This is a genomic window from Kribbella sp. NPDC051936, from assembly GCF_040680955.1.
Lineage (GTDB): Bacteria > Actinomycetota > Actinomycetes > Propionibacteriales > Kribbellaceae > Kribbella.
In genome coordinates this window covers 263,361-289,272 of the sequence record NZ_JBFAXS010000008.1, presented here as the reverse complement: position 1 = coordinate 289,272, position 25,912 = coordinate 263,361, and the positions used below count along the sequence as shown (strand labels likewise).

Below are 25,912 nucleotides of genomic sequence, written 5' to 3'. Positions count from 1 at the left end.
ATCACACCCCTTGCCCCTGGGGCAGAGTAAAGGGGAACGCCTTCACATCCGGCTCGACCCACCCGGTCCGCGCGGCCGGCGACGCCAGAGCGCGCGAACTGTAGAACCGCGTCAGCAGCCGCTTGTCGAGCAGGCCGGGGTTGCGCCGCACCAGCTCGTCGAAATCACCCGGCGCCTCAGCCATGTGGTACGCCGTCAGCTCGACCCAGGCCCGGCTCACGGTCGCGTTGTACTTCTGCGGCACCCCGGCGTACCGCGCCGTGCGACGGATCCCGTCACTGATCAGCTCGACCGCCCCAGCAGTCCCACAGCGCCGTACGGCGAGCCACGTCAACCGGACATGCTCTCGATGCCCGAAGCGTGAGGCGGTCGACATCACCTCTTCCATCAGTTCGTCGAAGACGCTCATGACGCCGCCAACGCGCTCAGCACCCGCCGAGCCTGCTTGACCGCGGACTCCGGTACGCCGTCCAACGCCCGCGACTCCACCGCCGCGAACGCCTCGGAAATCCGCGCGGCACTCCGCGCCCCGCGCGGGGTCAGCCAGATCTCCACCGCCCGCCGGTCACCTGCGTGCGCGGCCCGGGCCAGCAGGCCCTTGTCCGAGAGCCGATCGAGTACGCCGGTCAGCGTCGTCGGCCGGACGCCCGCAGCCACCCCGATCTCGGAGACCGTCCGCGGCTTGTCGTCAGCGAGATTCGCCAGCACGTTCAACTCAGAAGCCGTCAGCTTCAGATCGGCCAGCTCCGTCGCGAGCACCTGCAACGTCACATGCGTGGCCCGCTGCAGCAACACCAGCAACAACTCATCACTTTCCACGGATCCAGATTATCCGGATTCGTAGTAATTGCCTAGGCGTTTCTGTGAGCCGCCTCACGCCGGGGAACGTCTGCCTGCATGACCTCCTCTTCTGGGTGTCCGAACAACGAGGAGGGGTCATGCGACGGATTGTTGCCGGAGTGCACGTCGCGCTCGCGGCGCTGCACGTCTACTGGGCGACAGGAGCCACTTGGCCGGCAGGCGACGAGCGGAGTCTGTCGCTGGCGGTTCTGAACGCTCCGGTCAGCTTCGCGCCGGCAGTGGTGTTGCCTCTCGCAGCACTGCACCTGTTCTTGGCGGGGGCAATACTCACCAGTGCACGCTGGAGGCTCAGCAGGCTCGTGGTAGGCGGTCTGGCGGCGGGGCTAGCGGTACGCGCGGCTGTTGGGCTGGTGTGGATCACCGGTGCGGGCGACGCGGGTCCTGCCTTCTACTGGCTCAACCTGGTGCTCTATACGCCGCTGTGTATCGCCCTGTGTCTTGCAGACTTGAAGATGCTGCGGATGCGGCGGCTAAAGGTAGCTGTCGTCGCGGGCCCACTGGCTGTCGTACTGGTGGGCGCGTTGGTTGCCTACGGGTACCAGCCGACGGAGCAGCCCCACCCAAGCGCGTCGGCTGACTCCCGGTACGTGGACACTCCACTGGCGCGCTTGCACTACCTACAGCGGGGCAACGGTTCACCGGTGGTCCTGCTGGCGCCGGGCGCTTCACCTGCCGCCGCGTGGGACACCGAGCTGAACGCGCTGGCACAGCAGCACACGGTCTACGCAGTCGACCTTCCAGGACAAGGTGAGACACGTCTGCACGACAAGGCGTTCCCGTTCGACCTGGACGGCATGACGCGGGCGCTAGGTCAGTTCCTCGACGCCCTGCATCTCCAGAGCGTCGCACTTGCCGGCAACTCATGGAGCGGCGGATGGGGCCTCGCTTACACGCAGCGGCACCCGGAGCGGGTCAGCAAGCTCGTCCTGCTCGCTCCGACAGGCCTGGACGAACCGGACGCCTGGAGCTGGGAGATTCTCAAGCTGCCCCTGGTCGGCGAGGCGCTCGCGAAACTCGGGACCGGCCTGTTCGTGCACAAGGACCTGGTCACGCCGCAACTCGTCGACGCGATGTGGATCCCCGGAACGTATCGTGACAACGTGCGATCCCTGTACGCGCTCGAGCGCGGTCTCGACTGGAGCGTCACGGAACGCGCACTGCCGTCGACCCGGCAGCCGACGCTCGTGGTCTGGGGCGACCACGACACGATCCTCCCGGTCGAGCAGGCCGCCCGCTTCGGGAAGCTGTTGCCGAACGCAACCGTGCACGTCCTCCCCGGCTGCGGTCACGCGCTCACCGTCGACTGCCCCGGCCAGGTGTCACGGCTGCTGGCCGCCTTCGTCGAATGATCGAGGCGGCGAGGGTCCGCGCGGCCCAGCGCGGTGACAGCGTGGCGATGAACGACGTCCTGGACGCGTTGACGCCGTACGTCGGGAAGATCTGCGGGCCGATCGCGCTGGCCGACGGGCCGGACGCGGCGCAGGAGGCGCTGATCGCGATCTTCCGGGGCCTCCACAGCCTGCAGGAACCCGCGGCGCTGTTCGGCTGGGCGCGTGCGATCGCCGTCCGCGAGGCGGTCCGGGTCGCGCGGCGCGGGCAGCGGCAGCAGCCGGCCGAGCTCGCGGATGTCCCGGCCGCGGACGATCCGCAGCTTGCGATCGACGTACAGGACGTGCTCGAACGGCTGTCGCCCGAACACCGGGCGGTCCTGGTGCTGCGAGACCTCGAAGGACTGGACGAACAGGCAGCAGCCGCCGTGCTCGATGTCCCGCCGGGTACGGCGAAGTCCCGGCTGCACCGCGCGCGGGCGAGCTTTCGGAAGGCGTGGAGATCATGAACTGGCCACAGGTGGAACTCACGGACGTCGAGCGGTTCCGGGCGCTCGCCGCCGGTGTGCCGGGCGCGGCGGTCACCGAACGCGTGCTTCCGTACGAGCCCGGCCAGGTGAAGGCGATGCTCGCCGATCTCGACGTCTTCGCCGAGATCCACGCGGATCTGGTGTCGGCGACCCTGCTGGAGCGCGACGGCGACCGGGTCGTGGTCCGGGCGACGGGGGCCCGGGGACAACGCGCACGGCTGGAAGGTCAGTTCCGTCCGGGCTGGTGCTGGCTGCAGAGCCGCTTCGTGATTATCGGTACGGCGGTCGCCGCCGAACCGGGCGGCGGCACGCGTGTTGCGCTGACCGGAGGCATCCGCGTACCGGGCCGGGCCGCGATCGTCCCGATCAGGGTGCGACAGGAGAGCGCCAAGACGCTGGACCGGCTGCAGCGGTTGCTGGAAGGTTGAGCAGGCCTGCCGGGAGTGCGGCGAGGAGGGCGTCGGCGTGGCGGCGGTAGCCGAGGTTGTTGGGGTGGAAGGCGTCGGGGGCGAGCAAGCCGCGCCACGGCGGGCGCGCGTATCGCGACACCTCGGCGACCGGCAGGCCGCGGGACGTGGCCGTGGTGCTGATCAGCTGGTTGATGCCGGACACGTACGGGCTCACCGCGCCGCCGATCCGCCAAAGCCGGTCCGGCACCGTCAGGTCCATCACGACAGATGACGAAGGGAGCCGGTCGATCACCTGGCGGAGGCGGTCGCGGAAGCGCCTCGGCGGTGTCGCCAGGATGTCGTTGTTGCCGATGCCGCAAGTGACCAGGGCCGGGGTCAGTCCGTCCAGCAACGGGAGTTGGTCGTCCAGCACGTGCTGGGTCTGTGCACCGGACCGTGAGAGGTTCAGGACTCGCCACGGCGTGCCCTTGCGGCGCAGGGCGTTCAGCACCTGGCCGACGTACCCGTGCAACGGCGAGGACGCGCCAAGTCCTTGCGCGGTCGAGTCTCCGAGCACGACCCAGAGCGGCCCGTCGCCGGTCAGCGTCAGAGAGTTCTGCTGCGTCCAGTACTCGGCGTACGTCCGCGCTTGGACGTCGACGTACGCCACGCCGTCCACCCAGCGCTGGAGCGCCAGCCGCGAGCTGGTCCGCTCCGCCTCGCCCCACCGCATGATCGCGCGATGCAGCGCTCCGATCGGTGTCATCGATCCCCCCAGCACATGAACGGCAGGTGACCGACGAATGTACAGGCGGAAGGTTAACAACCTCTTCGACGGCTCAGAGCGCGCGCAGCAGCACCAAACAGCGCGGGGCGAGCGGCACGGTCGCGCCGGCCTCCACCTCGGTCACCATGCTGTTGCTGGTGTCCAGCACCACCTCGTAGGCAGGTGCCCACGACGCGTCCGGTACGACGACGTTGCGCGTCTCCGGTGTCGCGTTCAGAGCCAGCAGGAACGAGCTGTCGGTCAGCGCGTTGCCCTCGGCATCGGTCGCTCGCAGCGCATCGCCCCGCAGGAACATGCCGATCGTCCGGAGGCTGCCGTCGAACCAGTCCGCGTCGGTCATCTCGCCGCCGTGCGGTGCGATCCACGACAGGTCCTTGCGGCCGCCCGACACCACCGGCTGACCGGAGAAGTAGTGCCACTGCCGCAGCGCGGGGTGCGCGGCGCGCAGCGCCAGCAGCTTCTTCGTCAGCTCGAGGTGATCGGACCACGCGGCCGGCAGCGACCAGTCGAACCAGGACAACGAGCCGTCCTGGCAGTAGGCGTTGTTGTTGCCGTGCTGCGTGCGCCCGCACTCGTCGCCGGCGGTGATCATCGGGACGCCGGTCGACAGGATCAGCGTGGACATCAGGTTCGCCATCTGCCGCTTGCGCAACGCGATCACGCCGGCGTCGTCGGTCTCGCCCTCGACACCGCAGTTCCAGGAGCGGTTGTCGTCGGTGCCGTCCCGGTTGTCCTCGTGGTTCGCCTCGTTGTGCTTGTGGTCGTAGCTGACCAGGTCCCGCAGCGTGAACCCGTCGTGCGCGGTGACGAAGTTGATCGACGCGTACGGGTAGCGGCCGTCGTCGCCGTACAGGTCGCTGGACCCGGACAGCCGGTAGGCGAGGTCCTTCACGCCGTCGGAGGTGTTGCGCCACACGTCGCGGACGCTGTCGCGGAACTTGCCGTTCCACTCCGACCACGGCGGCCCGAAGTTGCCGACCTGGTAGCCGAACGGGCCGACATCCCACGGCTCGGCGATCAGCTTCACCCGGCCGAGCACCGGGTCGGCGGCCACCTCGGCGAGGAACGGGTGGTCCGGGATGTCGACCTCGTGCCGCTCGTTGCGCACCAGCGTGACGGCCAGATCGAACCGGAACCCGTCGACGCCCATCTCCTCGACCCAGTACCGCAGCGAGTCCATCACCAGCCGCCGGACCTGCGGGTGCGACGTGTCGACCGAATTGCCGGTCCCGGTCACGTCGTACATCGCGGCGCCGTGCGCGAGCCGGTAGTAGGCGCGGTTGTCGATCCCGCGGAAGCTCAGCGTCGGTCCGTCGAAGCCGCCCTCGGCGGTGTGGTTGTAGACCACGTCGAGGATGACCTCGATGCCCGCGGCATGGAACGCGGCCACCATCGCCTTGAACTCGGCCACCTGCTCGCCGCGCGAACCCGACGACGAGTACGGCGCGTGCGGCGCGAAGAAGCCGAGTGTGTTGTAGCCCCAGTAGTTCGGCAGGCCGCGCGCCGCGATCGAGGGTTCGGTCAGGAAGTGGTGGATCGGCAACAGCTCGACCGACGTCACCCCGAGCTCGGTCAGGTACCTGATCACCGACGGATGCGCGAGCCCGGCGTACGTGCCGCGCTGGTGCTCGGGTACGTCGGGGTGCAGTTGCGTGAAGCCCTTCGTGTGCAGCTCGTAGACGACCGTCTCGCCCCAGTGCACCGGCTTGCTGATCGGCGGCGGGGGATCCGACGGCGCGACGACCACGCCGACCGGCACGTGCCCGGCCGAGTCGGCGTCGGAGGAGTCGTAGATCACCGGGCTCGCGTAGTCCAGGGCTCCGTCCACCGCCCGCGCGTACGGGTCGAGCAGCAGCTTCGACGGGTTGAAGCGCAGGCCGTGCGACGGATCGAACGGGCCGTGCACGCGGTACCCGTACCGCTGGCCGGCGCCCACGCCGGGGACGAACCCGGTCCAGAACTCGCCGGTGTGGGTCAGATCCAGGTTCCGCTGGCTGCCGTCGTCGGCGATCAGCGCGAGTTCGACGCGCTCGGCCGCCGGGGCCCACAGCGTGAACGTGGTGCCATCGGTCTGGACCACTGCGCCGGGACGCGGAGCGGTGCCGGCGGACAAGCCGGCAGCATCCGGGGCGGCGGTCGCTTCTGTCACCGGGACATTCTGCACAGGTCGCTGCCAGTTCACGATAGTGAGGTGGTTGTGTTCGTGAGACGGTAGTTGCGAACGCCTGTGCGCAGTGATACGCAAGGACCGTTACTAATTTACCCACCCCAGGGGAACACATGTCGGAAGAGTTGGCCGGTCTGACCGTCGGTCTGATCGGCGCGGGCAACATCTCGCGTATCCACGCCGCGTCCTGGAAGGCCGTCGGCGCCCGGGTGCTGGTCTACTCGCTGGAGGGCGCGGAGGAACTGGCGGAGCAGTTCGGGCTGGAGGTCGTGCCGTCGCTGGACGGTGTCCTGGCCGAGGCCGAGTTCGTCGACATCGTCACGCCGTCGGCGACGCACAAGGAGATCACGCTGGCCGCGATCAAGGCCGGCAAGAACGTCATCTGCGAGAAGCCGCTGACGCTGACCGCGGCCGACTCGCACGAAGTGATCGACGCGGCCGCGGCGGCCGGCGTCCGGCTGTACCCGGCGCACGTGGTGCGGTACTTCCCGGCGTACAAGGCGGCGTACGACGCGATCCAGGCCGGGCGGATCGGCGAGGTCGCGGTGGCGCGGTTCTACCGGCAGGCGTCCTCGCCGGCCGGTGCGGGCTGGTACCGCGAAGTGGCCCGGTCCGGCGGCGTGATCATGGACCTGATGGTGCACGACCTCGACCAGGCGCGCTGGCTGTGCGGCGAGGTCGCCACCGTGTACGCCGTGCAGAACCCGCCGACCGTGGACGGGGTCAGCCCCGTGAACGTCGCGGCGCACGTCACGCTGACGCACGAGTCCGGAGCGGTCAGCCACTGTCGCGCGACCTGGGGAGCGACCGGCACGACGTTCCAGACCGGCTTCTCGGTCGCCGGTTCGAGCGGCGTCCTGAAGTTCAAGTCCGACAGCGACACGGGCTACAAGGAAGAGTTGCAGAACGGCGCCACCGCGGGCGATCTGCTGATCCCGGAGTCGTCGCTGGGGGAGAGCCCGTACCTCACGCAGCTGCGTGAGTTCGCGATCGGCCTGCGCGGCGGCGCGGAGCCGCGGGTGCTCGCGTCCGACGGCGCGACCGCGGTGTACCTGGCCGAAGCGGCCCGGGCCTCGATGGAGTCGGGTCAGCCGATCGACATGAAGACGTTCGTCTCGACGGGAGTTGTGGCATGACTTTGAAGGTCGCGATCGCGTCGTTCGCGCACGTCCACGCGGGTTCGTACGCGCACCTGCTCGCGTCGCTGCCCGGCATCGACGTCCTGTCCGCCGACCCCGACGGCGCCGGCGCGCCGGACCCGGGTCCGCGCGGCGCCGACTTCGCCGCGCAGTTCGGCATCCCGTACGTCGACTCGTACGACGAACTGTTCGCCTGGGGCCCGGACGCGGTGGTGGTGACGTCGGAGAACGCCGGCCACCGTGAACTGGTCGAGCGGGCCGCCGCGGTCGGTGCGCACGTGCTGTGCGAGAAGCCGCTGGCCACCGAGGTCGCCGACGGCGAGGCGATGCTCGCGGCGTGCGAGGCGGCCGGCACGATCCTGATGATCGCGTACCCGGTCCGGTTCGCGCCGTCCTACGCGCAGCTGCTAGCGAACGTCGAGGCGGGCCGCCTCGGTGACGTGTTCGCCGTACTGGGCACCAACAACGGGAAGATCCCGTACGCCGCCCGGCAGTGGTTCACCGACGCCAAGCTGGCCGGCGGCGGAGCGCTCGTCGACCACACCGTGCATTGCGCGGACCTGATCGACGGCCTGACCGGCGGCGCGTCCGCGACCCGCGTGTACGCCGCGGCGAACCGGATCCTGCACCAGGACAAGGGTGTGGAGGTGGAGACCGGCGGGCTGGTGACGATCAACTACGACAACGGGCTGCTGGCAACCATCGACTGCTCGTGGAGCGTTCCGGACAACGGCCCGACCTGGGGCGGCGTGACGCTGCAGGTGACCGGTACGAACGGGTCCGTCGAGATCGAGCCGTTCGCGACGCACGTCGGCGGCACGGACACCGACGGCGAGGTCTTCCTCGGCATCGGCGGCAACCTGGACGCGTCGCTGCTCGACACGTTCCTGGACGCCGTCCGCACCACCGGCCCGGCAAAGCCCGGCCAACCGCCCGCCGTCGTCCCCCAGCCCGACGGGGCCGTAGGCCTCCGCACCCTGAAAATCGTCGACGCCGCCCGCCGCTCGGCGGCGTCCGGCCAGGCGGTGGACCTGTAACACTCACCAACCTGCCCGGACGGCCGTCGCCCACGCTCAGGCGCGGCCGTCCGGACTGGTTGCACGGGGTTTGATGAGTGCTGGGCGTCCGCATCCGGTACCGTTCCCGGGGATGTGACCCGTGGGTAGGCGCACAGGCAAAGGAGCGGATGCATGGGCGAGTTCGTCAATCTGACCGTGAGTGACGGGGTCGGGACGATCCGGCTGGACCGGCCGAAGATGAACGCGCTGAACGTCCAGGTCCAGGAGGAGATCCGGGCCGCCGCTCTCGAGGCGGCCGCGAACGACGAGGTCCGGGCGGTCGTGATCTACGGCGGCGAGCGGGTCTTCGCGGCCGGCGCGGACATCAAGGAGATGGCCGACATGTCGTACGCCGACATGGTCAAGCGCTCCGGCCCGCTCCAGTCCTCGCTGTCCGCGGTCGCCGCGATCCCGAAGCCGACCGTCGCCGCGATCACCGGCTACGCCCTCGGCGGCGGCTGCGAGCTCGCGCTCTGCGCCGACTACCGGATCGCCGCCGAGGACGCCAAGCTCGGCCAGCCGGAGATCCTGCTCGGCATCATCCCGGGCGCCGGCGGGACCCAGCGCCTGTCCCGCCTGGTCGGCCCGTCGAAGGCCAAGGACCTGATCTACAGCGGCCGGTTCGTGGATGCGGCCGAGTCGCTCCAGATCGGTCTGGTCGACAAGGTGGTGCCGGCCGCCGAGGTGTACGACGCGGCCGTGGCGTGGGCCTCGCAGTTCTCCAAGGGCGCGGCGATGGCGCTGCGCGCGGCCAAGGAGGCGATCGACTCCGGTCTGGGCGTCGACCTGGCCACCGGGCTGGAGATCGAGCGCACGCAGTTCGCCGCGCTGTTCGCCACCGAGGACCGCACGATCGGGATGAAGTCCTTCGTCGAGAACGGCCCGGGCAAGGCCGAGTTCAAGGGAAAGTAGATGTCTGCAACCGAGAAGCCGGCCGCGACTGCCGAAGAGGTCGAGGCGGCCTGGAACGACAACAAGCTCGCCCAGGTGCTGTACCACGACTGGGAGGCGTCGACGTACGACGAGAAGTGGTCGATCTCGTACGACGAACGCTGCGTCGACTACGCCCGGGACCGCTTCGTCGCGGTCGCCGGATCGCGCGGCTGGCCGTACGGCAAGACGCTCGAGATCGGCGCCGGCACCGGCTTCTTCACGCTGAACCTCAAGCTGGCCGGCGTCCTCGACGAGGCGCACGTCACCGACCTGTCGCCGGGCATGGTCGAGGCCGCGAAGAAGAACGCGAAGACGCTGGGCTTCGCGATCGAGGGCGAGGTCGCCGACGCCGAGAAGCTGCCGTACGACGACAACACGTTCGACCTGGTCATCGGGCACGCGGTCATCCACCACATCCCGGACGTCGAGCTGGCGTTCCGCGAAATGCTGCGGGTGCTGAAGCCGGGCGGCCGGTTCGTGATCTGCGGTGAGCCGACCCGGTACGGCGACTTCGTGGCCCGGCGGCTGTCCCGGTTCACCTGGTGGGCGACCACCAACGTGACGAAGCTGCCCGCGCTGGCGCACTGGCGGCGGCCGCAGGAGGAGCTCGACGAGTCGTCCCGCGCGGCCGCGCTGGAAGCGGTCGTGGACCTGCACACGTTCGACCCCGACACGCTCGCGCGGACCGCGGCGCGGGCGGGCGCGGCCGGGGTGAAGACCGTGACCGAGGAGTTGCTGGCGGCCTGGGTGGGCTGGCCGATCCGGACGTTCGAGGCCGCCGTACCGGAGCAGAAGCTCGGGTTCGGCTGGCGGATGTTCGCCTACAAGTCGTGGCTGCAGCTGTCGAAGGTCGACAAGGTGCTGTCGTCCGTCGTGCCGGACGAGCTGTACTACAACGTCTCCATCACCGGAGTGGCAAGCAAGCAGTAGGGTGTTGCGATGCGGTTGCTGTCCGTGGCGAATCTGCGCTGGGTGGTGCGCCATCGGGCGTGGACGCCGTACTACCTAAAGCGCTACTGGCGGTTCGCCTGGTTCAAGCTGCGCCACCCGCAGGTGATCACCGAGGGTTTCGTGTTCCTCGGCAAGCATCTGGAGATCGTGGCGCGGCCGGGGCACGGCCGGATCGTGCTGGGCAAGTGGGTGCACCTCGGCGACGAGACCCGGCTGCGCGCCCACGAGGGGACGCTGCGGATCGGCGACAAGGTCGTGTTCGCCCGCGACGTGACGGTGAACTGCTACCTGGACGTGGAGATCGGCGCGTCGACGCTGATCGCGGACTGGACCTACATCTGCGACTTCGACCACAAGACCGAGGACCTGGACCTGCCGATCAAGGATCAGGGCCTGGTGAAGTCGCCGGTCCGGATCGGCCCGGACTGCTGGCTGGCCACCAAGGTCACGGTCACTCGCGGTACCGACATCGGCCGCGGCGTGGTGATCGGCGCGAACAGCGTTGCCCGTGGCAACATTCCGGCGTACGCCGTGGCGGCCGGCATACCGGCCAAGGTGCTCGGCGACCGCACCGAGCGGTACGCCGCCAACGTCGAGCGGCGCAAGTACCTGGCCGGCCTGGCCGACGCGAACGACCGGACCGCCGCGCTGCTGCGATCCGGTGGGACGCCCAGTGAGAAGCCCAGTGAGACGCCCCGTGAGAGGCCCCGTGAGAAACCGTCCGCGGAGACACCTCCTGCGCCGCCGCGAAGCGTGGCGCCGGAGGATGCGGGTGGTGATGAGGTAGAAGCAGAAGGTGAAAAAGAGAGCGTGAGGGGTTCTCAAGTTACTCACCAGTCGGGCACTATGGCCCCCACATCCGGTCGGACGCCCACGAGCGGATGAGCATCGGCATCGGCATCGGAGAGGAGAAGTAGCGTGGCCGACCGGACTGCCGATCCAGCTGACCGGTCGCCGCTCGACCAGGCCGCGGCCGACACCTCGATCACGCAGGCGCGGACCCGCGCGGTCGACCCGGTCCCGATCGTGGCCGGGCCAGGAGCCCCCGGCGGCGCTACGTTGGAACCAGTGCTTGAAACGAACGAGTCAGATATGGGCGTGAACACCAGCGTGAACCCGGAAGCACAGGCAGTGGGTGGCACCGACCATATGGACGGTGCGGACGGCAGTACGGCGGTGGCGCCGGTGGCGGGTGCCCGCCGCAGGCTGTCGCCGCGCCCGGTCCCGGTCAGTCGGCGCCGGAGACCGCCGGCCGCTGCGGTGAGCGCGGACGAGGAACGGACCCCGGCTGAGGAGATGGACGACGTGGGTACGCAGGACGAGAAGGCGACGGCTGCCGAAGCCGGCAAGGCCGGTACGACGCCGGACGCCGGCGCGGCGGCGACCGGCACCGGTTCGGGTGCGGCGACCGCGACGAAGCCCGCCCGGCCGAAGACGGCCGCGGAGATCGTGGCCGAGCAGCGGGCCCGGGAGAAGGCGGCCGAGGGCGCGACACCGGATGCGGCCGGATCGGAGGATGCCGCAGCCGGTGCACCGGAAGGCGCGGCGAAGGAGGCCGGGGACGAGAAACCCGCTCCCGCGGCGACCTCTGGTGCGGCGACAGGTGCGACCGGCAAGCCGGTGACACAACCATCCGGTGCTTCGGGCAACAAACCGCCGGCGGCCAAGGGCGGCTCGTCGGGATCGGGGTCCGGCAAGGGCAAGCAGGCGCTGACCTCGGTCGGTTCCGGCGTCCGGAAGCTGCGCAACCTGATCGCGTCGCTGATCTGGCTGGCCGCGGTGCTCGCGGCCGCGGTCCTCGCGCTCGGTGCGCTGTTCACCGCGCTCGACCAGACCAACCAGAGCAACGAGATCGTGCGCTGGATCCTGGAGCGTGGTCACGACCTGGTCGGCCCGTTCAAGGACCTGTTCCGGCTGGAGACCGCGAAGAACACCCTGCTGGTGAACTGGGGGATCGCGGCGCTGGTCTACCTGATCGCCGGCAAGCTCCTCGAGCGGATCGTCCGGCCCTAGCGTCCCGGCCTAGCCGTTCGGCCGCGCAACGAGCAGCAGATCGAGAGATTCGTCCAGGTCTCCTGGGCGGATCTCGAAGTCGGCGTACGTCGTACTCCGCACGAGCGCGGCCAGTTGGTCGTCCCACTGGTCGTGCCCGGCGGCGAGTTGCGCGTCGACGCAGGAGCCGTGCTGCGCTTCCCAGGACGTCAGTCGTTCGCCGTGGTGCAGTCCGAGCGCCTGCGTGATCACGAAGTGCGGCTCGAGCAACTCGGCGAACTCGGCGGGGGTGAGTTCGCGCGTGTGGTACCAGTTGCCGCTGGGGAAGGTCAGCCGGTTCGGCGTACTGAGGACGAGCGTCCCGTCCGGTACGAGGATGCGCGCGCACTCCGCGACGAACCGCGGCTGCTCCCACAGGTGCTCGATCGTCTGCAACGACGTGACGGTCCCGAAAGCGCTGTCCGCGAAGGGCGTCTGGACGAGATTGCCGCGCGCGACATTGACCTGTGGATAAACCCGGCGGACGTGCCGCAACGTCGTATCTTCATAGTCGAGACCGGTCACGGAGCTCGCCCCGGCCAGCCGGAGCAACTCCGCGCCGTAGCCCTCGCCGCAGCCGGCGTCGAGGAACCGTCCGGTCCCGATCGGCAGTTCGGCCGTGATCCAGCGGTAGGCGGCGTCGTGGCGCGCGAACCAATAGTTCTCGTGCCAGATCCCGGGCGCGGTCCTCTCGCCGGTCAGCGGTAACGTCTCGGTCACCTGCGTCAGACTAGTCGGATCCGAGACTGTGATGGGACTCGCATGCAGCTTATGTTTCTCGCGGGTAACATCCGTGGCAGGCTTGGCAGAGACCGTTAACCAGAAGGGGTCCCACACGCTATGAAGATCGTCGTCTGCGCGAAGTTCGTGCCGGATGCCACCGCGGACCGCCGCTTCCGCTCGGAGGACAACACGGTGGACCGGGCCGGTGTCGACGGGCTGCTGTCCGAGCTGGACGAGTATGCCGTCGAGACCGCACTCACTGTCAAGGAGGCCGGCGACGCCGAGGTGACCGTTCTCACGGTAGGCCCGGAGCAGGCCGCGGACGCGGTGAAGAAGGGTCTGCAGATGGGCGCGGATGCGGGCGTCCACGTGCTCGACGACGCGATCCACGGCTCGGACGCGGTCGCCACGTCGCTGATCCTGTCCAAGGCGCTGGCCAAGCTGGAGGCCGACCTGGTCGTGTTCGGCATGGGGTCGACCGACGGCGGCATGGGCGTCGTCCCGGCGATGGTGTCCGAGCGGCTCGGGCTGCCGGCCGTGACGCTGGGCTCGGAGGTGACCGTGGACGGGCAGACCGTCCGGATCCGCCGTGACGGTGACACCGCGAGCGAGACCATCGAGGGCACGCTGCCGCTGGTGCTGAGCGTTTCGGACCAGGCCAACGAGCCGCGGTACCCGTCGTTCAAGGGGATCATGGCGGCGAAGAAGAAGCCGGTCGAGACCTGGTCGCTGGCGGATCTCGAGCTGACGCCCGAGCAGGTCGGCGGTTCGAGCGCGTGGACCGAGGTGGTCGAGGTGACCGCCCGTCCGGCGCGCACCGCCGGCACGATCGTCACCGACGAGGACGGCAGCGGCGCTGCCGGGCTGGTCGAGTTCCTGTCCACGAACAAGTTCCTCTGAGGAGCGGCTGAGTAATGTCGAACGTTCTGGTTCTCGTTGACCACACCGCGGGCACGGTCCGCAAGACGACCGCCGAGCTCCTCACGATCGCCCGTCGCCTCGGCGAGCCGGTCGCCGTGTTCATCGGCGAGGGTGTCTCCGACGCGCTGCCGGCGCTGGGGCAGTTCGGCGCGACCAAGGTGATCGCGCTGAGCAACCCGGAGCTGTCGCAGTTCCTGGTGGCGCCGAAGGCCGAGGCGCTGCAGCAGGTCGCGGCCAAGATCGAGCCGTCGGCGATCCTGATCTCGTCGAGCGCCGAGGGCAAGGAGATCGCGGCCCGGCTCGCGGTCAAGCTCGACTCCGGGCTGATCACCGACGCGGTCGACGTCCAGTCCGGCGAGGGCGGTCCGGTGACGACGCAGTCGGTGTTCGCGGGCAACTTCACCGTCCAGGCGAAGGTGACGCACGGCACGCCGATCATCACCGTCAAGCCGAACGCCGCGACCCCGGAGGCGGCCGAGTCGTCGCCGGAGGTGGAGGAGTTCGACGTGACGATCTCCGACGCCGCGAAGACGGCGCGGATCACCGACTCCAAGCCGCGCGAGGCGACGGGTCGTCCGGAGCTGACCGAGGCCGCGATCATCGTCTCCGGCGGTCGTGGCACCGGCGGTGACTTCGGCCCGGTCGAGTCGTTCGCCGACTCGCTCGGCGCCGCGGTCGGTGCGTCCCGCGCGGCCGTCGACTCGGGGTGGTACCCGCACGCCTACCAGGTCGGCCAGACCGGCAAGACCGTGTCGCCGCAGCTGTATGTCGCGGCCGGCATCTCGGGTGCGATCCAGCACCGCGCCGGTATGCAGACCTCGAAGACGATCGTCGCGGTCAACAAGGACCCCGAGGCCCCGATCTTCGAGCTGGTCGACTACGGCGTCGTCGGCGACCTCCACAAGGTCCTCCCGGCTGCCACCGAGGAAGTCACCAAGCGCAAGGCCTGAGCAAGCCCCGTGAAGGCCCGGCCCGGATCATTCCGCGCCGGGCCTTCGCACGTCTCGTCCAGCGCCCAGCGGATGCTCGACGGGTACGACGAGGTGTGGTTCCGTGGTGCGAGCATCCGCTGACCAGCGCTGCTAGGTGGTCAGCTCCCGGCGGACGGCGGCCAGGTCCTCGGTGGTCGCGGCGTGCCGGGCATCGGCGCTCTTGAGGTAGTCGGCGAGCGCGGTAGCGGCCGTGGTGCACCGCTCGTTGAGGTTGCTGACCTCGCTCGCGGCCCGGGCCTTGTCGTTGGCGACGGCCCGGCGCAACGACAGGTAGCTGTTGAGACCGAACGCCATCACCACCAGACCGACGACGATCCAGAACCAGTGCAGCAGCAGTCCGAGCCCGAGCGCCACCACGGCGCCGCCGGCGAGCAGACCGATCGGGACCGCGCGCTGCCCGGTGGTCACGACACCGCCGGCCGCGGTGAGCGTCGAGGTCGCCTTGCCCAGTTCGAGCGGGTCGGGACCGTCGGCGCGAATCGTGATCGTGTGGCCGCCGCTCTCGACGGACACCTGCGTCGGTCCAGGGAGTTCGGCGGTCTGCGCCAAGGACTCGACCCCCGGCAGCGCCAGCGGCCCGACGACGCGCAGCGCGGTCGCCGACAGGTGCGGGTCGGCGGACAGCCCGAGGTCCTCGGTGAGCAACGTGTCGACCGTGCCGGCCGGATCGTCCAGCGTCATCGCGGCCGACTCGGGTGAACCGGTGACCCGTGCCCGCAGTACGGCGATCCGGGCCAGCGTCTCGCGCTCGGGGTCGCTGCCTTCGGAGATCAGCAGGCGCAGCATCGCCGCCGGGCTGTCCTTGTCGGGCCGGCCGTCCGCGTCGGCGTCGCGCCGGGACTTGCCGTCGCGACGGGATGCCGCGTCGTCGGGGGTGCGGTCGGTCTTGCGCTCCTCGGGGTAGTTCAGCTCCGGGTCGGGCTCACGGGCCGCGGTGTTGCCGACGATCGTCTCGACGGCGTTCCGGATCCGGCTCAACCGGTCCCCGGCCTCGTCCTGCGGTTCGGTCGCCTTCAGCCGCGGGCCGCGCGGGCGGGACGAGCTGCCGCGCATCTCGAGCCGGGACAGCCAGGCGCCGTCGGGCGACGCGGCCGACTGCAGCCGCTTCACGACGAGCTCCAGGCCATCCGGTCCGAAGCCGCCGCGCGCGGCTGTCGTCCACAGCACCCGCTGCACCCTGGTCAGGCCCCCGTCGGCAGCCGGCGCGCCGAACGCGACGTCCAGCCATTCGGTGCGCACCTGGTGCCGCTGCCCGAGGACCGCCAACGCCAGTGACAGGTAGATCGACGTACGGCGCTGGTCGAGCTCCATCGCCGTACTGGCGGCCTGCTCGGCGGGCTTCCCGGCGTGCAGGCCGATCAGGGCTTCGGTGGCGGGACCCAACCAGTACCGGGGAACGGGCTTGCCGGTCTCGGGGAGCTCGGTGCTGGACGCCATCGCGGACAGGACCCGCGTGGCGTAGCGGCGGAGCTCGGCGGCGTCGACGAAGCCGGCCGTCTCGTGGCGGAGGTCGGACAGCTCGACGAAGGCGTCGAAGGCCCGCGTCAGGCTGTCCACCCGGTTCTGCAGGCCGCCCTGGATCCGGGACAACTGGGAACGCAGGCTCGAGGTCTCCTGCCGCGCGTACGACATCTCGCTCTCCAGGTTGGAGAGCTGCTCGTTCTGCTTGCGCTCGGTCCACCAGTCGGACATGCTCCGCCTTCCGCTCCACCGGATGTTGCTCTCCGGAAGGATGGCGGGTGAGCGGGTCATCACAACCAGACCGGCCGCCGCGAGTCGATGCCCGTGCCGTACTGCGGGTCGCCGCCGGTGACCAGGATCCAGTGCTCGGTCGGGCGGGCGCGATACAGGCGGATGTCGTCGTGCAGCTCGTCGACGGAATACGCGCGCAGCTCCGGGTAGCGCGCGGCGTAGAGCGCCACGCACCGCTCCAGTTCGTCGTCGGGCACCTGTGTGGCCCGGGCGCGGAAGTACACCGCCGACGCGCCGCCGATCGGGACGCTCGAGTCGAAGATCGCGATGCTGACGTCCGGCCGCTCGGCCACGTTGCGCGAGTGCAGCGCGTCCGGTGACGACACCCAGTAGAACGCGTCGTGCCCGTCGGGGGTGAAGTAGACCGGCGTCACCCAGGGCAGGCCGTCGGCGCCGACCGTGCCGAGCACCAGGTACTTGTTCGCTTCGACGACCGCCGCCGCACGCCGGTCGAGGATCTCCTGGGTCATGGCTTCTCCACGTCGTACGTCAGGTGGCTCGCGTTCGGCGTGCTCGTGCTCTCGCGGGGCACCAGCCGGATCGGTGCGAGCGTGGTCCGCTCGAACAGCGGCGTACCGTCGCCGAGCACGATCGGCGCGACGTGGACGCGCAACTCGTCCACCAGCCCGGCGTACAGGTACTGCCGGCACAGGTGCCCGCCGCCCATGATCATCACGTCCTGCGCACCCGCCGCGTCGCGGGCCAGCTTCAGCGCGGGCCGGATCCCGTCCGGTACGAACTCGAACCAGCCGTCCAGCCGGACCCGGCTCGGCGGGTTCGACGTCACCACGAAGATCGCCGGCCGCTCGCCGCTGAACCCGTCGGCGCTCCAGCCCTGCGGACCGTCGATCAGGTCGAACGTCCGGCGGCCCATCAGGACGGCGCCGATGCCCGTGGAGGTGCTCTCGAACGCCTCCCGGTCCGCGTCCGTCTGCTCGCCGGTGATCCAGTCGTGCAGCGGTTCGCCGCCGATCCCGAGACCGTGCGTGAGGTCCGCGCCCGGCCCGGTGACGAAGCCGTCCAGCGACATCGTGATGTCCAGCAGTACTCGTCCCATGGTCTTCTCCTGACTTCCGAGGTTGTCGTTCCACCTTCGGCGCGGCCGGTACGGAAAGTCGTCCGTACCGGCCACGGAAGGACCACGGATCCCGCATGATGGGCCAATGGCTGGTCCGAAGGACGTGTCGGCGCGGGAGGCCGAGGTGCTCGCCGCCCTCGCGGGTGACCGTTCGAACGCCCAGATCGCCCGGCGGCTGCAGATCAGTGTCCGGACCGTCGAGAGCCACATCTCCTCGCTGCTGCGCAAGTACGGCGTCGCGGACCGCCACGAGCTCGCCGCCCTGGCCGAGGCGCAACCGGAGGGCTTCAGCACACCGACCGGTCCGGGGACGACGTTCGTCGGACGCGAACACGACCGCTCGGAGCTGATCAGAGCACTGGGCAGCAACCGTCTCGTCAGCCTGCTCGGCCCGGGTGGTGTCGGCAAGACCCGCCTTGCGCTCCAAGTCGCCGCAGAGGTCGCCGACAGGTACCCGCACGGCGGTGCCGTGGTTGACCTGGTCCCCGTACGGCCCGGCTTCGTCATCGCGGCGGTCGCCGAGGCGCTGCAGGCCACCGAGCAACCACCGCAGACCCTCACTGACGCAGCACTCGAGCGGCTGAAGCGTGGCCGCACTCTGCTCGTCCTGGACAACTGTGAGCACCTGCTGGACGACGTAGCCGGCTTGGTCGCCCGCATCCTCACTGAGGCGACCGAGACCGCCGTACTGGTGACCAGCCGCGAGCGTCTGGGCGTAGCGGGCGAGCGGCCGGTACAGCTCGGTCCGCTGACGCTGGGGACCGAGGCGGAGCAGTTGTTCCGGGACAGGGCGGCTCTGGTCGCGCCTGAGCTGGCCGACGACAGTCAGCTCGCGCGCAAGGTGTGCGCCGAGCTGGACGGCATACCGCTGGCGATTGAGCTGGCTGCGGCCCGTGCGGGCTCGCTGGGGCCGGACGGCTTGCTGGCAGCGCTCGACGACCGGCTGCGGCTGCTCTCCGGAGGGCGTGGGCCCGACGAGCGACATAACTCGCTGGCCCACGTGATCGGCTGGAGCTACGACCTGCTCGGTGAGGACGAGCGCAGGTTGTTCCGGCGACTCGGGGTCTTCGTCGGGGGCTTCGACCTCGCTGGGGCCGCCGGTGTGTCGCCGGACAGCACGAAGAGCGAGCTGAGCGACCTCCTCGGCCGGCTGACCGACAAGAGCCTCCTGCAGCGCAGCCTGTACGCCGGGACGAGCCGCTGGCGGATGCTCGAGACAGTGCGCGCCTTCGCCCTGGAACAGCTGAAGGACGAGTACGACGAGGTCGCCGCGCTGCACGTGGCGTGGGCCGCCGCGGTGGCGACCAGGCTCGAGCAGCAACTGGAGGCAGGGGAGGACTGGCAACGGGAGTTCGACCTGCTGGCGCCCGACCTGCGCGCGGCGCGGGGCGACGTACGGCCGCTCGCTCGCGCAGTCGCCCACCTGGCCTTCGCCCGGCGGCGCTTCCTGGAGGCGCGGGAGCACTACCTGGCCGCCGCGGACAACGCAGGCACCGCCGCCGAGCTGTACGACGATCTGCGCGACGCCGCCGATGCCGCGATGGTGGTCGCAGACGGCGAACACGCGTACCGGTTGATGATGCGGGCCGGCGCCGACGGCAACCCGGACGCGCTCGGGTACGCCGTCACGATCCTGAACCGCTACGAGATGACCGACCCTGCCAGGCTGCCGGACGACCGTGGCGCCGGGCTGCTGCCCGACACCGGCGGAGACGATCTGGTCAGCGTGCCGCTCCAAGTCGCGCGGGCCTGGATCGACCGATTCGACCTGGCGTCGGCCGAGGCCGCCGTCCGCGCGGCCCGGCAGGGTAACCACCCGCTGGACCTGCTGAGCGCGCTGGACGCCTCCGGCATCGCGGTCGCGGCCGCCGGGCGGCTCCGCGACGCGGACGCGGTCGCGAGGGAGCGGCTCGCCATCGCGGCCACGCTGCCCGATCACGAGCCGCGGGCTGTTGCCGAGATCGTCGACGCGTTCCACTCCGCCTCGACGTCGGCGGTCGCGGTCGGCGATCTCGTCGAAGCGGTCCGGCTGGCGCGGCTGACCGACGACCCGGTGCACGGGCACCCGTACATCACCGCCCCGCGCAAGGTTCGTGCCTACGCGCTGAGCGGGATGTTCGACGAGGCCGTGGCCGCCGCCGACGTGATGTGGAACGGCTGGCGGGCCGCCGGCTGCCCGCCGCGGGTCTGGATGGCCTCGGCCGCCGCTGCGGCCGCGCTGGCCCACGGGCTGCTCGGCACCGGCCAGGAGACGGTGTGGCAGGCCCGCGCCCTCGAGATCGCGCGCGTCACCGACCCGGCCGACGATCCCGGCCTGGCCGCGCCGGCCGCCTTCGTGGAGGCCCGGCTGCTCGTCCACCGCCACGACACCGGTGCTGCGGTCACGGGAGCGGCGGCGGTGGTCCGGCGCGCCTTCGAGCCGTTTCCCGAGCCGTGGTGGACGCCGTACGCGCACGCCGCCGGCGCGGAGCTCGCCGTCGTGTCCGGCGATCCCGGCGCGGCGCAGTACCTCGACCGGGCGGCGAGCGAGAACGCCTGGGCCGACGCGGTCCTGCGCAGGGCTCGGGCCCGCCTGACCGGGGACCGTGCCGCGCTGGCGGAGGCGGCCGGGATGTTCGGGCAGATCGGTGCGTCCTTCGAGCAGCGGCACACGCTGGAACTCGCGCGCTGACTCCCGAGGAGCGGGAACACGGGTGCCGGACATACCCTTGAAACTGTTATGACTCCTCCCGACCGCCGCACGGTGTACCTGGACCACGCGGCGACGACTCCCATGCTCCCGGCCGCGATCGAGGCGATGACGCAGCACCTCGCCCGGACCGGTAACGCTTCGTCACTGCACGGCTCCGGCCGGTGCGCGCGGCGGACGGTCGAGGAAGCGCGCGAGTCGCTCGCCGCCTCGCTCGGGGCCCAGCCGAGCGAGATCGTGTTCACCTCCGGCGGGACCGAGGCGGACAATCTCGCGCTCAAGGGCCTGTGGTGGTCCCGGCTGGCCGCGGACCCGCGCCGGCGCCGGATCCTGCTGAGCGGCATCGAGCACCACGCGGTGCTCGACCCGGCGATCTGGCTCGGCCGGCACGAGCACGCCGAGATCGAGTGGCTCCCCGTCGACGAGCTCGGCCGGGTCGGTCCGGACGACGTCCGGCGGGCGATCGAGCGCGACCCGGAGTCGGTGTCGTTCGTCACGCTGATGATGGCCAACAACGAGGTCGGCACGCTGCAGCCGGTCGCCGAGGTCGCCGCGATCGCCCAGGAGTACGGCGTGCCCGTGCACACCGACGCCGTGCAGGCGATCGGGCAGCTGCCGGTGGACTTCGGCGAGCTCGGCGTCGACGCGATGACGGTGTCCGCGCACAAGCTCGGCGGGCCGTACGGGATCGGGGCGCTCGTCGTCCACAAGGAGACGCAGCTGACGCCGATCCTGCACGGCGGCGGCCAGGAGCGCGACGTCCGGTCCGGCACCCTCGACGTCCCCGCGACCGCCGGGTTCGCGGTCGCGGCCGAGCACGCGGTCAAGCACCAGGCCGACGAGGCGCTCCGGCTGGCCGAGCTGCGCGACACCCTGATCGACGGCATCACCCGCACCGTCGAGGGCGCGCTGCTGTCGGGGGACCCCACGGGCCGTTTGCCCGGTAACGCACACTTGTCCTTCAGTGACTGCGAGGGCGACTCGCTGTTGCTGCTGCTCGACGCACGCGGCATCGAGGTCTCGACCGGATCCGCGTGCAACGCCGGGGTCGCCGAGCCGAGCCACGTGCTGCTGGCGATGGGGTACGACGACCAGCGGGCCCGCGGCTCGCTCCGGTTCACCCTCGGGCACACGAGTACGCGCGCCGACATCGACGCCGTACTGGACACCATCGGGCCGGTCGTGGAGCGGGCGAAGTCCGCCGGCCTGCAGAACGTGGGAAGGAACACCTGATGCGGGTACTCGCAGCCATGTCGGGCGGCGTGGACTCCGCCGTCGCGGCCGCGCGGATGGCCGAGGCCGGGCACGACGTGACCGGAGTGCACCTGGCGCTCAGCCGCAACCCGCAGTCGTACCGCAGCGGCGCCCGCGGGTGCTGCACGATCGAGGACTCCCGCGACGCGCGCCGGGCCGCCGACGTGATCGGCATCCCGTTCTACGTGTGGGACCTGGCCGAGCGGTTCCACGCCGACGTGGTCGAGGACTTCGTCAGCGAGTACGCCGCCGGCCGGACGCCGAATCCGTGCCTGCGCTGCAACGAGAAGGTCAAGTTCAGCGCCGTCCTGGAGCGGGCCCTCGCGCTCGGCTTCGACGCGGTCGCGACCGGGCACTACGCGCGGATCGTGGATACGGCGTCCGGGCGTGAGCTGCACCGCGCGGTGGACCCGGCCAAGGATCAGTCGTACGTGCTCGGCGTCCTGACCCAGCAGCAGCTGGCGCACGCGTTCTTCCCGCTCGGCGACACGGTCAAGACCGAGGTCCGCGAGGAGGCCGAGCGGCGGGGGCTGTCGGTGGCGGCCAAGCCGGACAGCCACGACATCTGCTTCATCGCCGACGGCGACACCGCGGGCTTCCTCGGCGCGCAGCTCGGCGAGGCGCCGGGCGACATCGTCGATGCGCAGGGCAACAAGCTCGGCGAGCACCAGGGCACCCACGGCTTCACCATCGGCCAGCGCAAGGGCCTGCGGATCGGTACGCCGGCCGCGGACGGCAAGCCGCGCTTCGTGCTGGACATCAGCCCCGTCGACCGCACCGTCACCGTCGGCTCCCGCGAGGAGCTGGCCGTGTCGGAGCTGACCGCCTCCAAGCCTCGCTGGTGCGGCCCGCCGCCGGCGGCGGAGCTCCACGCCACGGCCCAGCTCCGCGCACACGGCGAAGAGGTGGCAGTGACAGCAACAGTTCTGGACGATCGAGTGCAGGTCTCCTTCAAGGAGCCCACATCCGCTGTCGCCCCTGGGCAGGCGGTTGTGCTGTACGACGGCACCCGTGTCATCGGCTCGGCGACGATCGACTCGGTCCAGCGCGCCACCGCCGGCGTATGACGACTACAGGCCTGGGCTCCGTCCCCGGCGACGACATCCGCGAGTGGATGCGCGCAGTACTCGAGCTGGTCGACCTCCCGTTCCTGCCCGAGCTCCCGGCGCGCCCGTACGGCGACATGCTGAGCCGGACCGTCGCCGTACTGACGGAGCTGGCCGCTGACCTGCAGCCGGTGGGGTGGCGGCTGACCGGTGGCGGGGACGCGCGGGCCAGTCTGGACCAGCGGCGGGCGCGGGCGTTGCTGCAGGAAGACCTGGACGTGCTGGAGGAGTACGGCGACGGGTATGAGGGCCGGCTGAAGGTACAGGTCACCGGCCCGTGGACCCTGGCGGCTGCGATCGAGCGGCCGCGCGGGGACAAGGTCCTGGCGGACCACGGTGCACGGCGGGACCTGGCGCAGGCGCTGGCGGATGGTGTGCAGCAGCACGTGGCTGAGGTACGGAAGCGGGTTCCGGGCGCCGAGGTCGTGTTGCAGGTGGACGAGCCCGGGCTCCCCGCCGTACTGGCCGGGGCGGTGCCGACGGCGTCCGGTTGGAGCAAGCACCGCTCTGTCGACGGCCCTGATGCCGTGGAGCTGCTCAGCCTGTTCACCACCGGCGGACCGACCGTCGTTCACTGCTGCGCAGCCCGCCCGCCGATTGAGGTCTTCACCAAGGCAGGCGCGAGCGGGGTCGCTGTGGACACGGCACTGCTCAACACCGCGGCCTGGGACCAGATCGCCGTCGCAGCTGAAGCCGGCACGAGCATCTACGCGGGCGTCGTACCCACCACGGGCGCCCTGCCCAAGGCGGAACAGGCGGCCGAGCCGCTCGTACGCCGCTGGCGGGAGCTCGGCCTCGACCCGCAGTTGCTGAAGCAGGTCGTCATCACGCCGGCCTGCGGGCTCGCAGCCGCTCCGTCACCGGCCGACGCCAGGGCGCGCCTGAAACTCCTCCGCGACATCGCCGACGTGGTCGGAGAAGCCGCCGACGAATGAGCCGGAACTGTCCGTGAGCCCCCGCCTCCACACCCGCCGCCGGAGGCGGCGTGACCACGAAACGTCGGTGGGCGGTTGTAAGTTCTCTTCATGAGCGAGAACGGCGGGGCTCCGGCGGATGTGCGGACGCGGCATGCGGACCTGAGCAAGGAGATCGAGGACCACCGGGCGCGGTACTACCTGGCCAGCGCGATCATCTCGGACGCCGACTTCGACGCGCTGATGCACGAGCTGCAGGGCATCGAGGAGGAGTACCCGGAGCTCCGGACACCGGACTCGCCCACCCAGAAGGTCGGCGTGCCGATCTCGACGCTGTTCACCCCGGTCCAGCACCCAATGCGGATGGAGAGCCTCGGCAACGCCTTCTCCGCCGAGCAGATGGAGGCCTGGGCGAAGCGGCTGGAGCGCGAGGTCACGGTCGAGCAGATCACCGACAGCGGGTTCCTCTGCGAGCTCAAGGTGGACGGCCTCGCCCTCGATCTCGTGTACGAGAACGGCAAGCTGGTCAGCGGCGCCACCCGCGGTGACGGCCGCATCGGCGAGGACGTCACGCCGAACGTCCGCACGATCAAGAGCATCCCGGAGCAGCTGCGCGGCGACGAGCTGCCGGCCTTCCTGGAGGTCCGCGGCGAGGTCTACTTCCGGGTCGAGGACTTCGAGGAGCTGAACGCGCAGCTCGTCGAGGCCGGCAAGGTCGTGTTCTCCAACCCGCGCAACAGCGCGGCCGGCTCGCTGCGCCAGAAGGACCCGCGGGTCTCGGCCGGCCGGCCGCTCCGGTTCGTCGTGCACGGCCTCGGCAAGGTCGAGGGCCACCACATCGGCCGGCTCTCCGAGGCGTACGACCAGCTGAAGGAGTGGGGCCTGCCGGTCAGCGACCGCGCCCGCCGGGTCGGCACGCTCGACGAGGTCAACGAGTTCATCGCGTACTACGGCGAGAACCGGCACTCGGTCGACCACGAGATCGACGGCGTCGTGGTGAAGGTCGACGAGGTCGATCTGCAGCGCGCCCTCGGGTCGACCTCGAGTGCGCCGCGCTGGGCGATCGCGTTCAAGTACCCGCCGGAAGAGGTCAACACCAAGCTGATCGAGATCGAGGTGAACGTCGGCCGCACCGGCCGGGTCACCCCGTTCGCGCACATGGAGCCGGTCCGGGTGGCCGGGTCCACGGTCGAGTACGCGACGCTCCACAACGCCAAGGAGGTTGCCCGCAAGGACGTCCGGCCGGGCGACACCGTCGTTCTGCGGAAGGCCGGCGACGTGATCCCCGAGGTCCTCGGGCCGGTCGTCGACCTGCGCCCCGAAGGCCTGCCGGCCTGGGAGATGCCGACCCGGTGCCCGTGGTGCAACACGGTGCTGGCGCCCGCCAAGGAGTCCGACGTCGACATCCGCTGCCCCAACTCGCAGTACTGCCAGGGGCAGCTGCGCGAGCGGCTGTTCTACCTGGCCGGGCGTTCCGCGTTCGACATCGAGGGGCTCGGGTTCAAGGCGGCCGACGCGCTGATCCGCGACGGGCTGATCGCCGACGAGGGCGACCTGTTCGCGCTCACCGAGGAGAAGCTCGCCGAGAGCGCGTTCTTCACCACCAAGGCCGGGGCGCTGTCGGCGAACGCCCGCAAGCTGGTGGCGAACCTCGAGGAGGCGAAGACCAAGCCGCTGTCCCGGGCGATGGTGGCGCTGTCGATCCGGCACGTCGGGCCGACCGCGGCCGCGGCGCTCACCGAGGTGTTCGACAACATCGACGACGTCCGGGCCGCGAGCGAGCAGCAGCTGGCCGAGATCGAGGGCGTCGGGCCGACCATCGCGCAGGCGATGATCGAGTGGTTCCAGGTGCCGTGGCACCAGGCGATCGTGGACAAGTGGCAGGCCTCCGGCGTCGTCATGCGCGAGGAGCGCACCGGGCCGGCGTTGCCGCAGACACTGACCGGGCTGTCGGTCGTCGTGACCGGGACCGTCGAGGGGTTCAGCCGCGACGAGGCGACCGAGGCGATCGTCGGGCGCGGCGGGAAGGTCGCCGGCTCGGTGTCGAAGAAGACCTCGTTCGTGGTCGTCGGCGAGTCGCCCGGATCGAAGTACGACAAGGCCGTGCAACTCGGCGTACCGATCCTGGATGCCGCCGGCTTCCGGGTGCTGCTCGAGGACGGCGCGGACGCCGCCGCCGCGGTGGCGACCACGCCCGCGGCGGACGAGTCGTAACGATTTCGCCAGACTGCGAACCGGATGGATCCAGTGACGGCTCTGAGCCGTCCGACTGTTAACTTTGCACGTCGACACTGGGTCAGAAGGAGCAA

24 protein-coding genes are annotated in these 25,912 nt (G+C 70.5%); 16 read left to right on the top strand and 8 right to left on the bottom strand.

What is annotated here, in order from left to right; all coding sequences use genetic code 11:
- Position 1: 1 nt before the first annotated feature.
- Together AB0L64_RS28860 and AB0L64_RS28855 are read right to left on the bottom strand one after the other, a co-directional pair.
- On the bottom strand, positions 2-409 hold the full coding sequence (locus AB0L64_RS28860; RefSeq protein ID WP_363715022.1) for a hypothetical protein: 408 nt from the start codon (positions 407-409) through the stop codon (positions 2-4).
- On the bottom strand, positions 406-819 hold the full coding sequence (locus AB0L64_RS28855; protein ID WP_363715020.1) for a MarR family transcriptional regulator: 414 nt from the start codon (positions 817-819) through the stop codon (positions 406-408). The genes AB0L64_RS28860 and AB0L64_RS28855 overlap by 4 nt, the downstream gene beginning before the upstream one ends.
- A gap of 119 nt (positions 820-938) precedes the next feature.
- Here AB0L64_RS28855 and AB0L64_RS28850 point away from each other — a divergent pair, with 119 nt between their 5' ends.
- From AB0L64_RS28850 to AB0L64_RS28840, 3 genes are read left to right on the top strand one after another with little or no spacing between them, the layout of a single operon-like run.
- The gene (locus AB0L64_RS28850; RefSeq protein ID WP_363715018.1) at positions 939-2,210 is read left to right on the top strand and encodes an alpha/beta fold hydrolase; all 1,272 of its coding nucleotides are present in this window, start codon (positions 939-941) and stop codon (positions 2,208-2,210) included.
- On the top strand, positions 2,207-2,698 hold the full coding sequence (locus AB0L64_RS28845; RefSeq protein ID WP_363715016.1) for an RNA polymerase sigma factor: 492 nt from the start codon (positions 2,207-2,209) through the stop codon (positions 2,696-2,698). Before AB0L64_RS28850 ends, AB0L64_RS28845 begins: the two co-directional genes overlap by 4 nt.
- Entirely contained in the window at positions 2,695-3,147 is a 453-nt protein-coding gene (locus AB0L64_RS28840; RefSeq protein ID WP_363715014.1) for a hypothetical protein, read from the top strand. The genes AB0L64_RS28845 and AB0L64_RS28840 overlap by 4 nt, the downstream gene beginning before the upstream one ends.
- Here the strand turns inward: AB0L64_RS28840 and AB0L64_RS28835 are convergent.
- The gene (locus AB0L64_RS28835) at positions 3,086-3,874 is read right to left on the bottom strand and encodes an SGNH/GDSL hydrolase family protein (RefSeq protein ID WP_363715012.1); all 789 of its coding nucleotides are present in this window, start codon (positions 3,872-3,874) and stop codon (positions 3,086-3,088) included. The genes AB0L64_RS28840 and AB0L64_RS28835 overlap by 62 nt on opposite strands.
- Before the next feature lie 73 nt (positions 3,875-3,947).
- Positions 3,948-6,044 carry a glycogen debranching protein GlgX gene (glgX, locus tag AB0L64_RS28830; protein WP_363715010.1) on the bottom strand — a complete coding sequence of 699 codons (2,097 nt, stop codon included), beginning with the start codon at positions 6,042-6,044 and terminating at the stop codon, positions 3,948-3,950.
- A 131-nt stretch (positions 6,045-6,175) separates the two neighbouring features.
- Between glgX and AB0L64_RS28825 the strand changes: the two genes are divergently transcribed.
- From AB0L64_RS28825 to AB0L64_RS28800, 6 genes are all read left to right on the top strand, one after another.
- Positions 6,176-7,198: a Gfo/Idh/MocA family oxidoreductase gene (locus AB0L64_RS28825; RefSeq protein ID WP_363715008.1), complete on the top strand. Its 1,023-nt coding sequence runs from the start codon at positions 6,176-6,178 to the stop codon at positions 7,196-7,198.
- Positions 7,195-8,238, top strand: coding sequence for a Gfo/Idh/MocA family oxidoreductase (locus AB0L64_RS28820; protein ID WP_363715006.1), 1,044 nt, complete (start codon positions 7,195-7,197; stop codon positions 8,236-8,238). The genes AB0L64_RS28825 and AB0L64_RS28820 overlap by 4 nt, the downstream gene beginning before the upstream one ends.
- Positions 8,239-8,391: 153 nt before the next feature.
- The gene (locus tag AB0L64_RS28815; protein ID WP_363715004.1) at positions 8,392-9,171 is read left to right on the top strand and encodes an enoyl-CoA hydratase-related protein; all 780 of its coding nucleotides are present in this window, start codon (positions 8,392-8,394) and stop codon (positions 9,169-9,171) included.
- A complete protein-coding gene (locus AB0L64_RS28810; protein WP_363715002.1) occupies positions 9,172-10,122 on the top strand; it encodes a class I SAM-dependent methyltransferase in 951 nt (316 codons plus the stop codon). It abuts the gene before it with no gap.
- A 9-nt stretch (positions 10,123-10,131) separates the two neighbouring features.
- Positions 10,132-11,028 (top strand): acyltransferase, encoded by an 897-nt coding sequence (locus AB0L64_RS28805; RefSeq protein ID WP_363715000.1) that lies wholly within the window; start codon positions 10,132-10,134, stop codon positions 11,026-11,028.
- A gap of 33 nt (positions 11,029-11,061) precedes the next feature.
- Complete coding sequence (locus AB0L64_RS28800; RefSeq protein WP_363714998.1) at positions 11,062-12,156, top strand: hypothetical protein; 1,095 nt, start codon at positions 11,062-11,064, stop codon at positions 12,154-12,156.
- A 9-nt stretch (positions 12,157-12,165) separates the two neighbouring features.
- Here AB0L64_RS28800 and AB0L64_RS28795 read toward each other — a convergent pair whose 3' ends face one another.
- Complete coding sequence (locus AB0L64_RS28795; RefSeq protein WP_363714996.1) at positions 12,166-12,894, bottom strand: class I SAM-dependent methyltransferase; 729 nt, start codon at positions 12,892-12,894, stop codon at positions 12,166-12,168.
- Positions 12,895-13,014: 120 nt separating this feature from the next.
- On the opposite strand from AB0L64_RS28795, the gene AB0L64_RS28790 reads away from it, so the two are divergent.
- Complete coding sequence (locus tag AB0L64_RS28790) at positions 13,015-13,797, top strand: electron transfer flavoprotein subunit beta/FixA family protein (RefSeq protein ID WP_363714994.1); 783 nt, start codon at positions 13,015-13,017, stop codon at positions 13,795-13,797.
- 14 nt (positions 13,798-13,811) lie between these two features.
- Positions 13,812-14,768, top strand: coding sequence for an electron transfer flavoprotein subunit alpha/FixB family protein (locus tag AB0L64_RS28785; protein ID WP_363714992.1), 957 nt, complete (start codon positions 13,812-13,814; stop codon positions 14,766-14,768).
- A gap of 132 nt (positions 14,769-14,900) precedes the next feature.
- On the opposite strand, the gene AB0L64_RS28780 is transcribed toward AB0L64_RS28785, so the two are convergent.
- The 3 genes from AB0L64_RS28780 to AB0L64_RS28770 are packed head-to-tail and all read right to left on the bottom strand — an operon-like array spanning position 14,901 to position 17,619.
- The gene (locus AB0L64_RS28780) at positions 14,901-16,502 is read right to left on the bottom strand and encodes a hypothetical protein (RefSeq protein WP_363714990.1); all 1,602 of its coding nucleotides are present in this window, start codon (positions 16,500-16,502) and stop codon (positions 14,901-14,903) included.
- Positions 16,503-16,561: 59 nt separating this feature from the next.
- The gene (locus tag AB0L64_RS28775) at positions 16,562-17,032 is read right to left on the bottom strand and encodes a pyridoxamine 5'-phosphate oxidase family protein (protein ID WP_363714988.1); all 471 of its coding nucleotides are present in this window, start codon (positions 17,030-17,032) and stop codon (positions 16,562-16,564) included.
- Entirely contained in the window at positions 17,029-17,619 is a 591-nt protein-coding gene (locus AB0L64_RS28770; RefSeq protein ID WP_363714986.1) for a dihydrofolate reductase family protein, read from the bottom strand. The genes AB0L64_RS28775 and AB0L64_RS28770 overlap by 4 nt, the downstream gene beginning before the upstream one ends.
- A gap of 106 nt (positions 17,620-17,725) precedes the next feature.
- Between AB0L64_RS28770 and AB0L64_RS28765 the strand changes: the two genes are divergently transcribed.
- From AB0L64_RS28765 to ligA, 5 genes are all read left to right on the top strand, one after another.
- Positions 17,726-20,311, top strand: coding sequence for a LuxR C-terminal-related transcriptional regulator (locus AB0L64_RS28765; RefSeq protein ID WP_363714984.1), 2,586 nt, complete (start codon positions 17,726-17,728; stop codon positions 20,309-20,311).
- 48 nt (positions 20,312-20,359) lie between these two features.
- Positions 20,360-21,562, top strand: a complete 1,203-nt coding sequence (locus AB0L64_RS28760; RefSeq protein WP_363714982.1) for a cysteine desulfurase family protein — start codon at positions 20,360-20,362, stop codon at positions 21,560-21,562.
- On the top strand, positions 21,562-22,650 hold the full coding sequence (gene mnmA, locus AB0L64_RS28755) for a tRNA 2-thiouridine(34) synthase MnmA (RefSeq protein WP_363714980.1): 1,089 nt from the start codon (positions 21,562-21,564) through the stop codon (positions 22,648-22,650). The genes AB0L64_RS28760 and mnmA overlap by 1 nt, the downstream gene beginning before the upstream one ends.
- Positions 22,647-23,624, top strand: a complete 978-nt coding sequence (locus AB0L64_RS28750) for a methionine synthase vitamin-B12 independent (protein ID WP_363714978.1) — start codon at positions 22,647-22,649, stop codon at positions 23,622-23,624. The genes mnmA and AB0L64_RS28750 overlap by 4 nt, the downstream gene beginning before the upstream one ends.
- Before the next feature lie 90 nt (positions 23,625-23,714).
- Positions 23,715-25,817 (top strand): NAD-dependent DNA ligase LigA, encoded by a 2,103-nt coding sequence (ligA, locus tag AB0L64_RS28745; RefSeq protein WP_363714976.1) that lies wholly within the window; start codon positions 23,715-23,717, stop codon positions 25,815-25,817.
- The last annotated feature ends 95 nt before the right edge of the window (positions 25,818-25,912 follow it).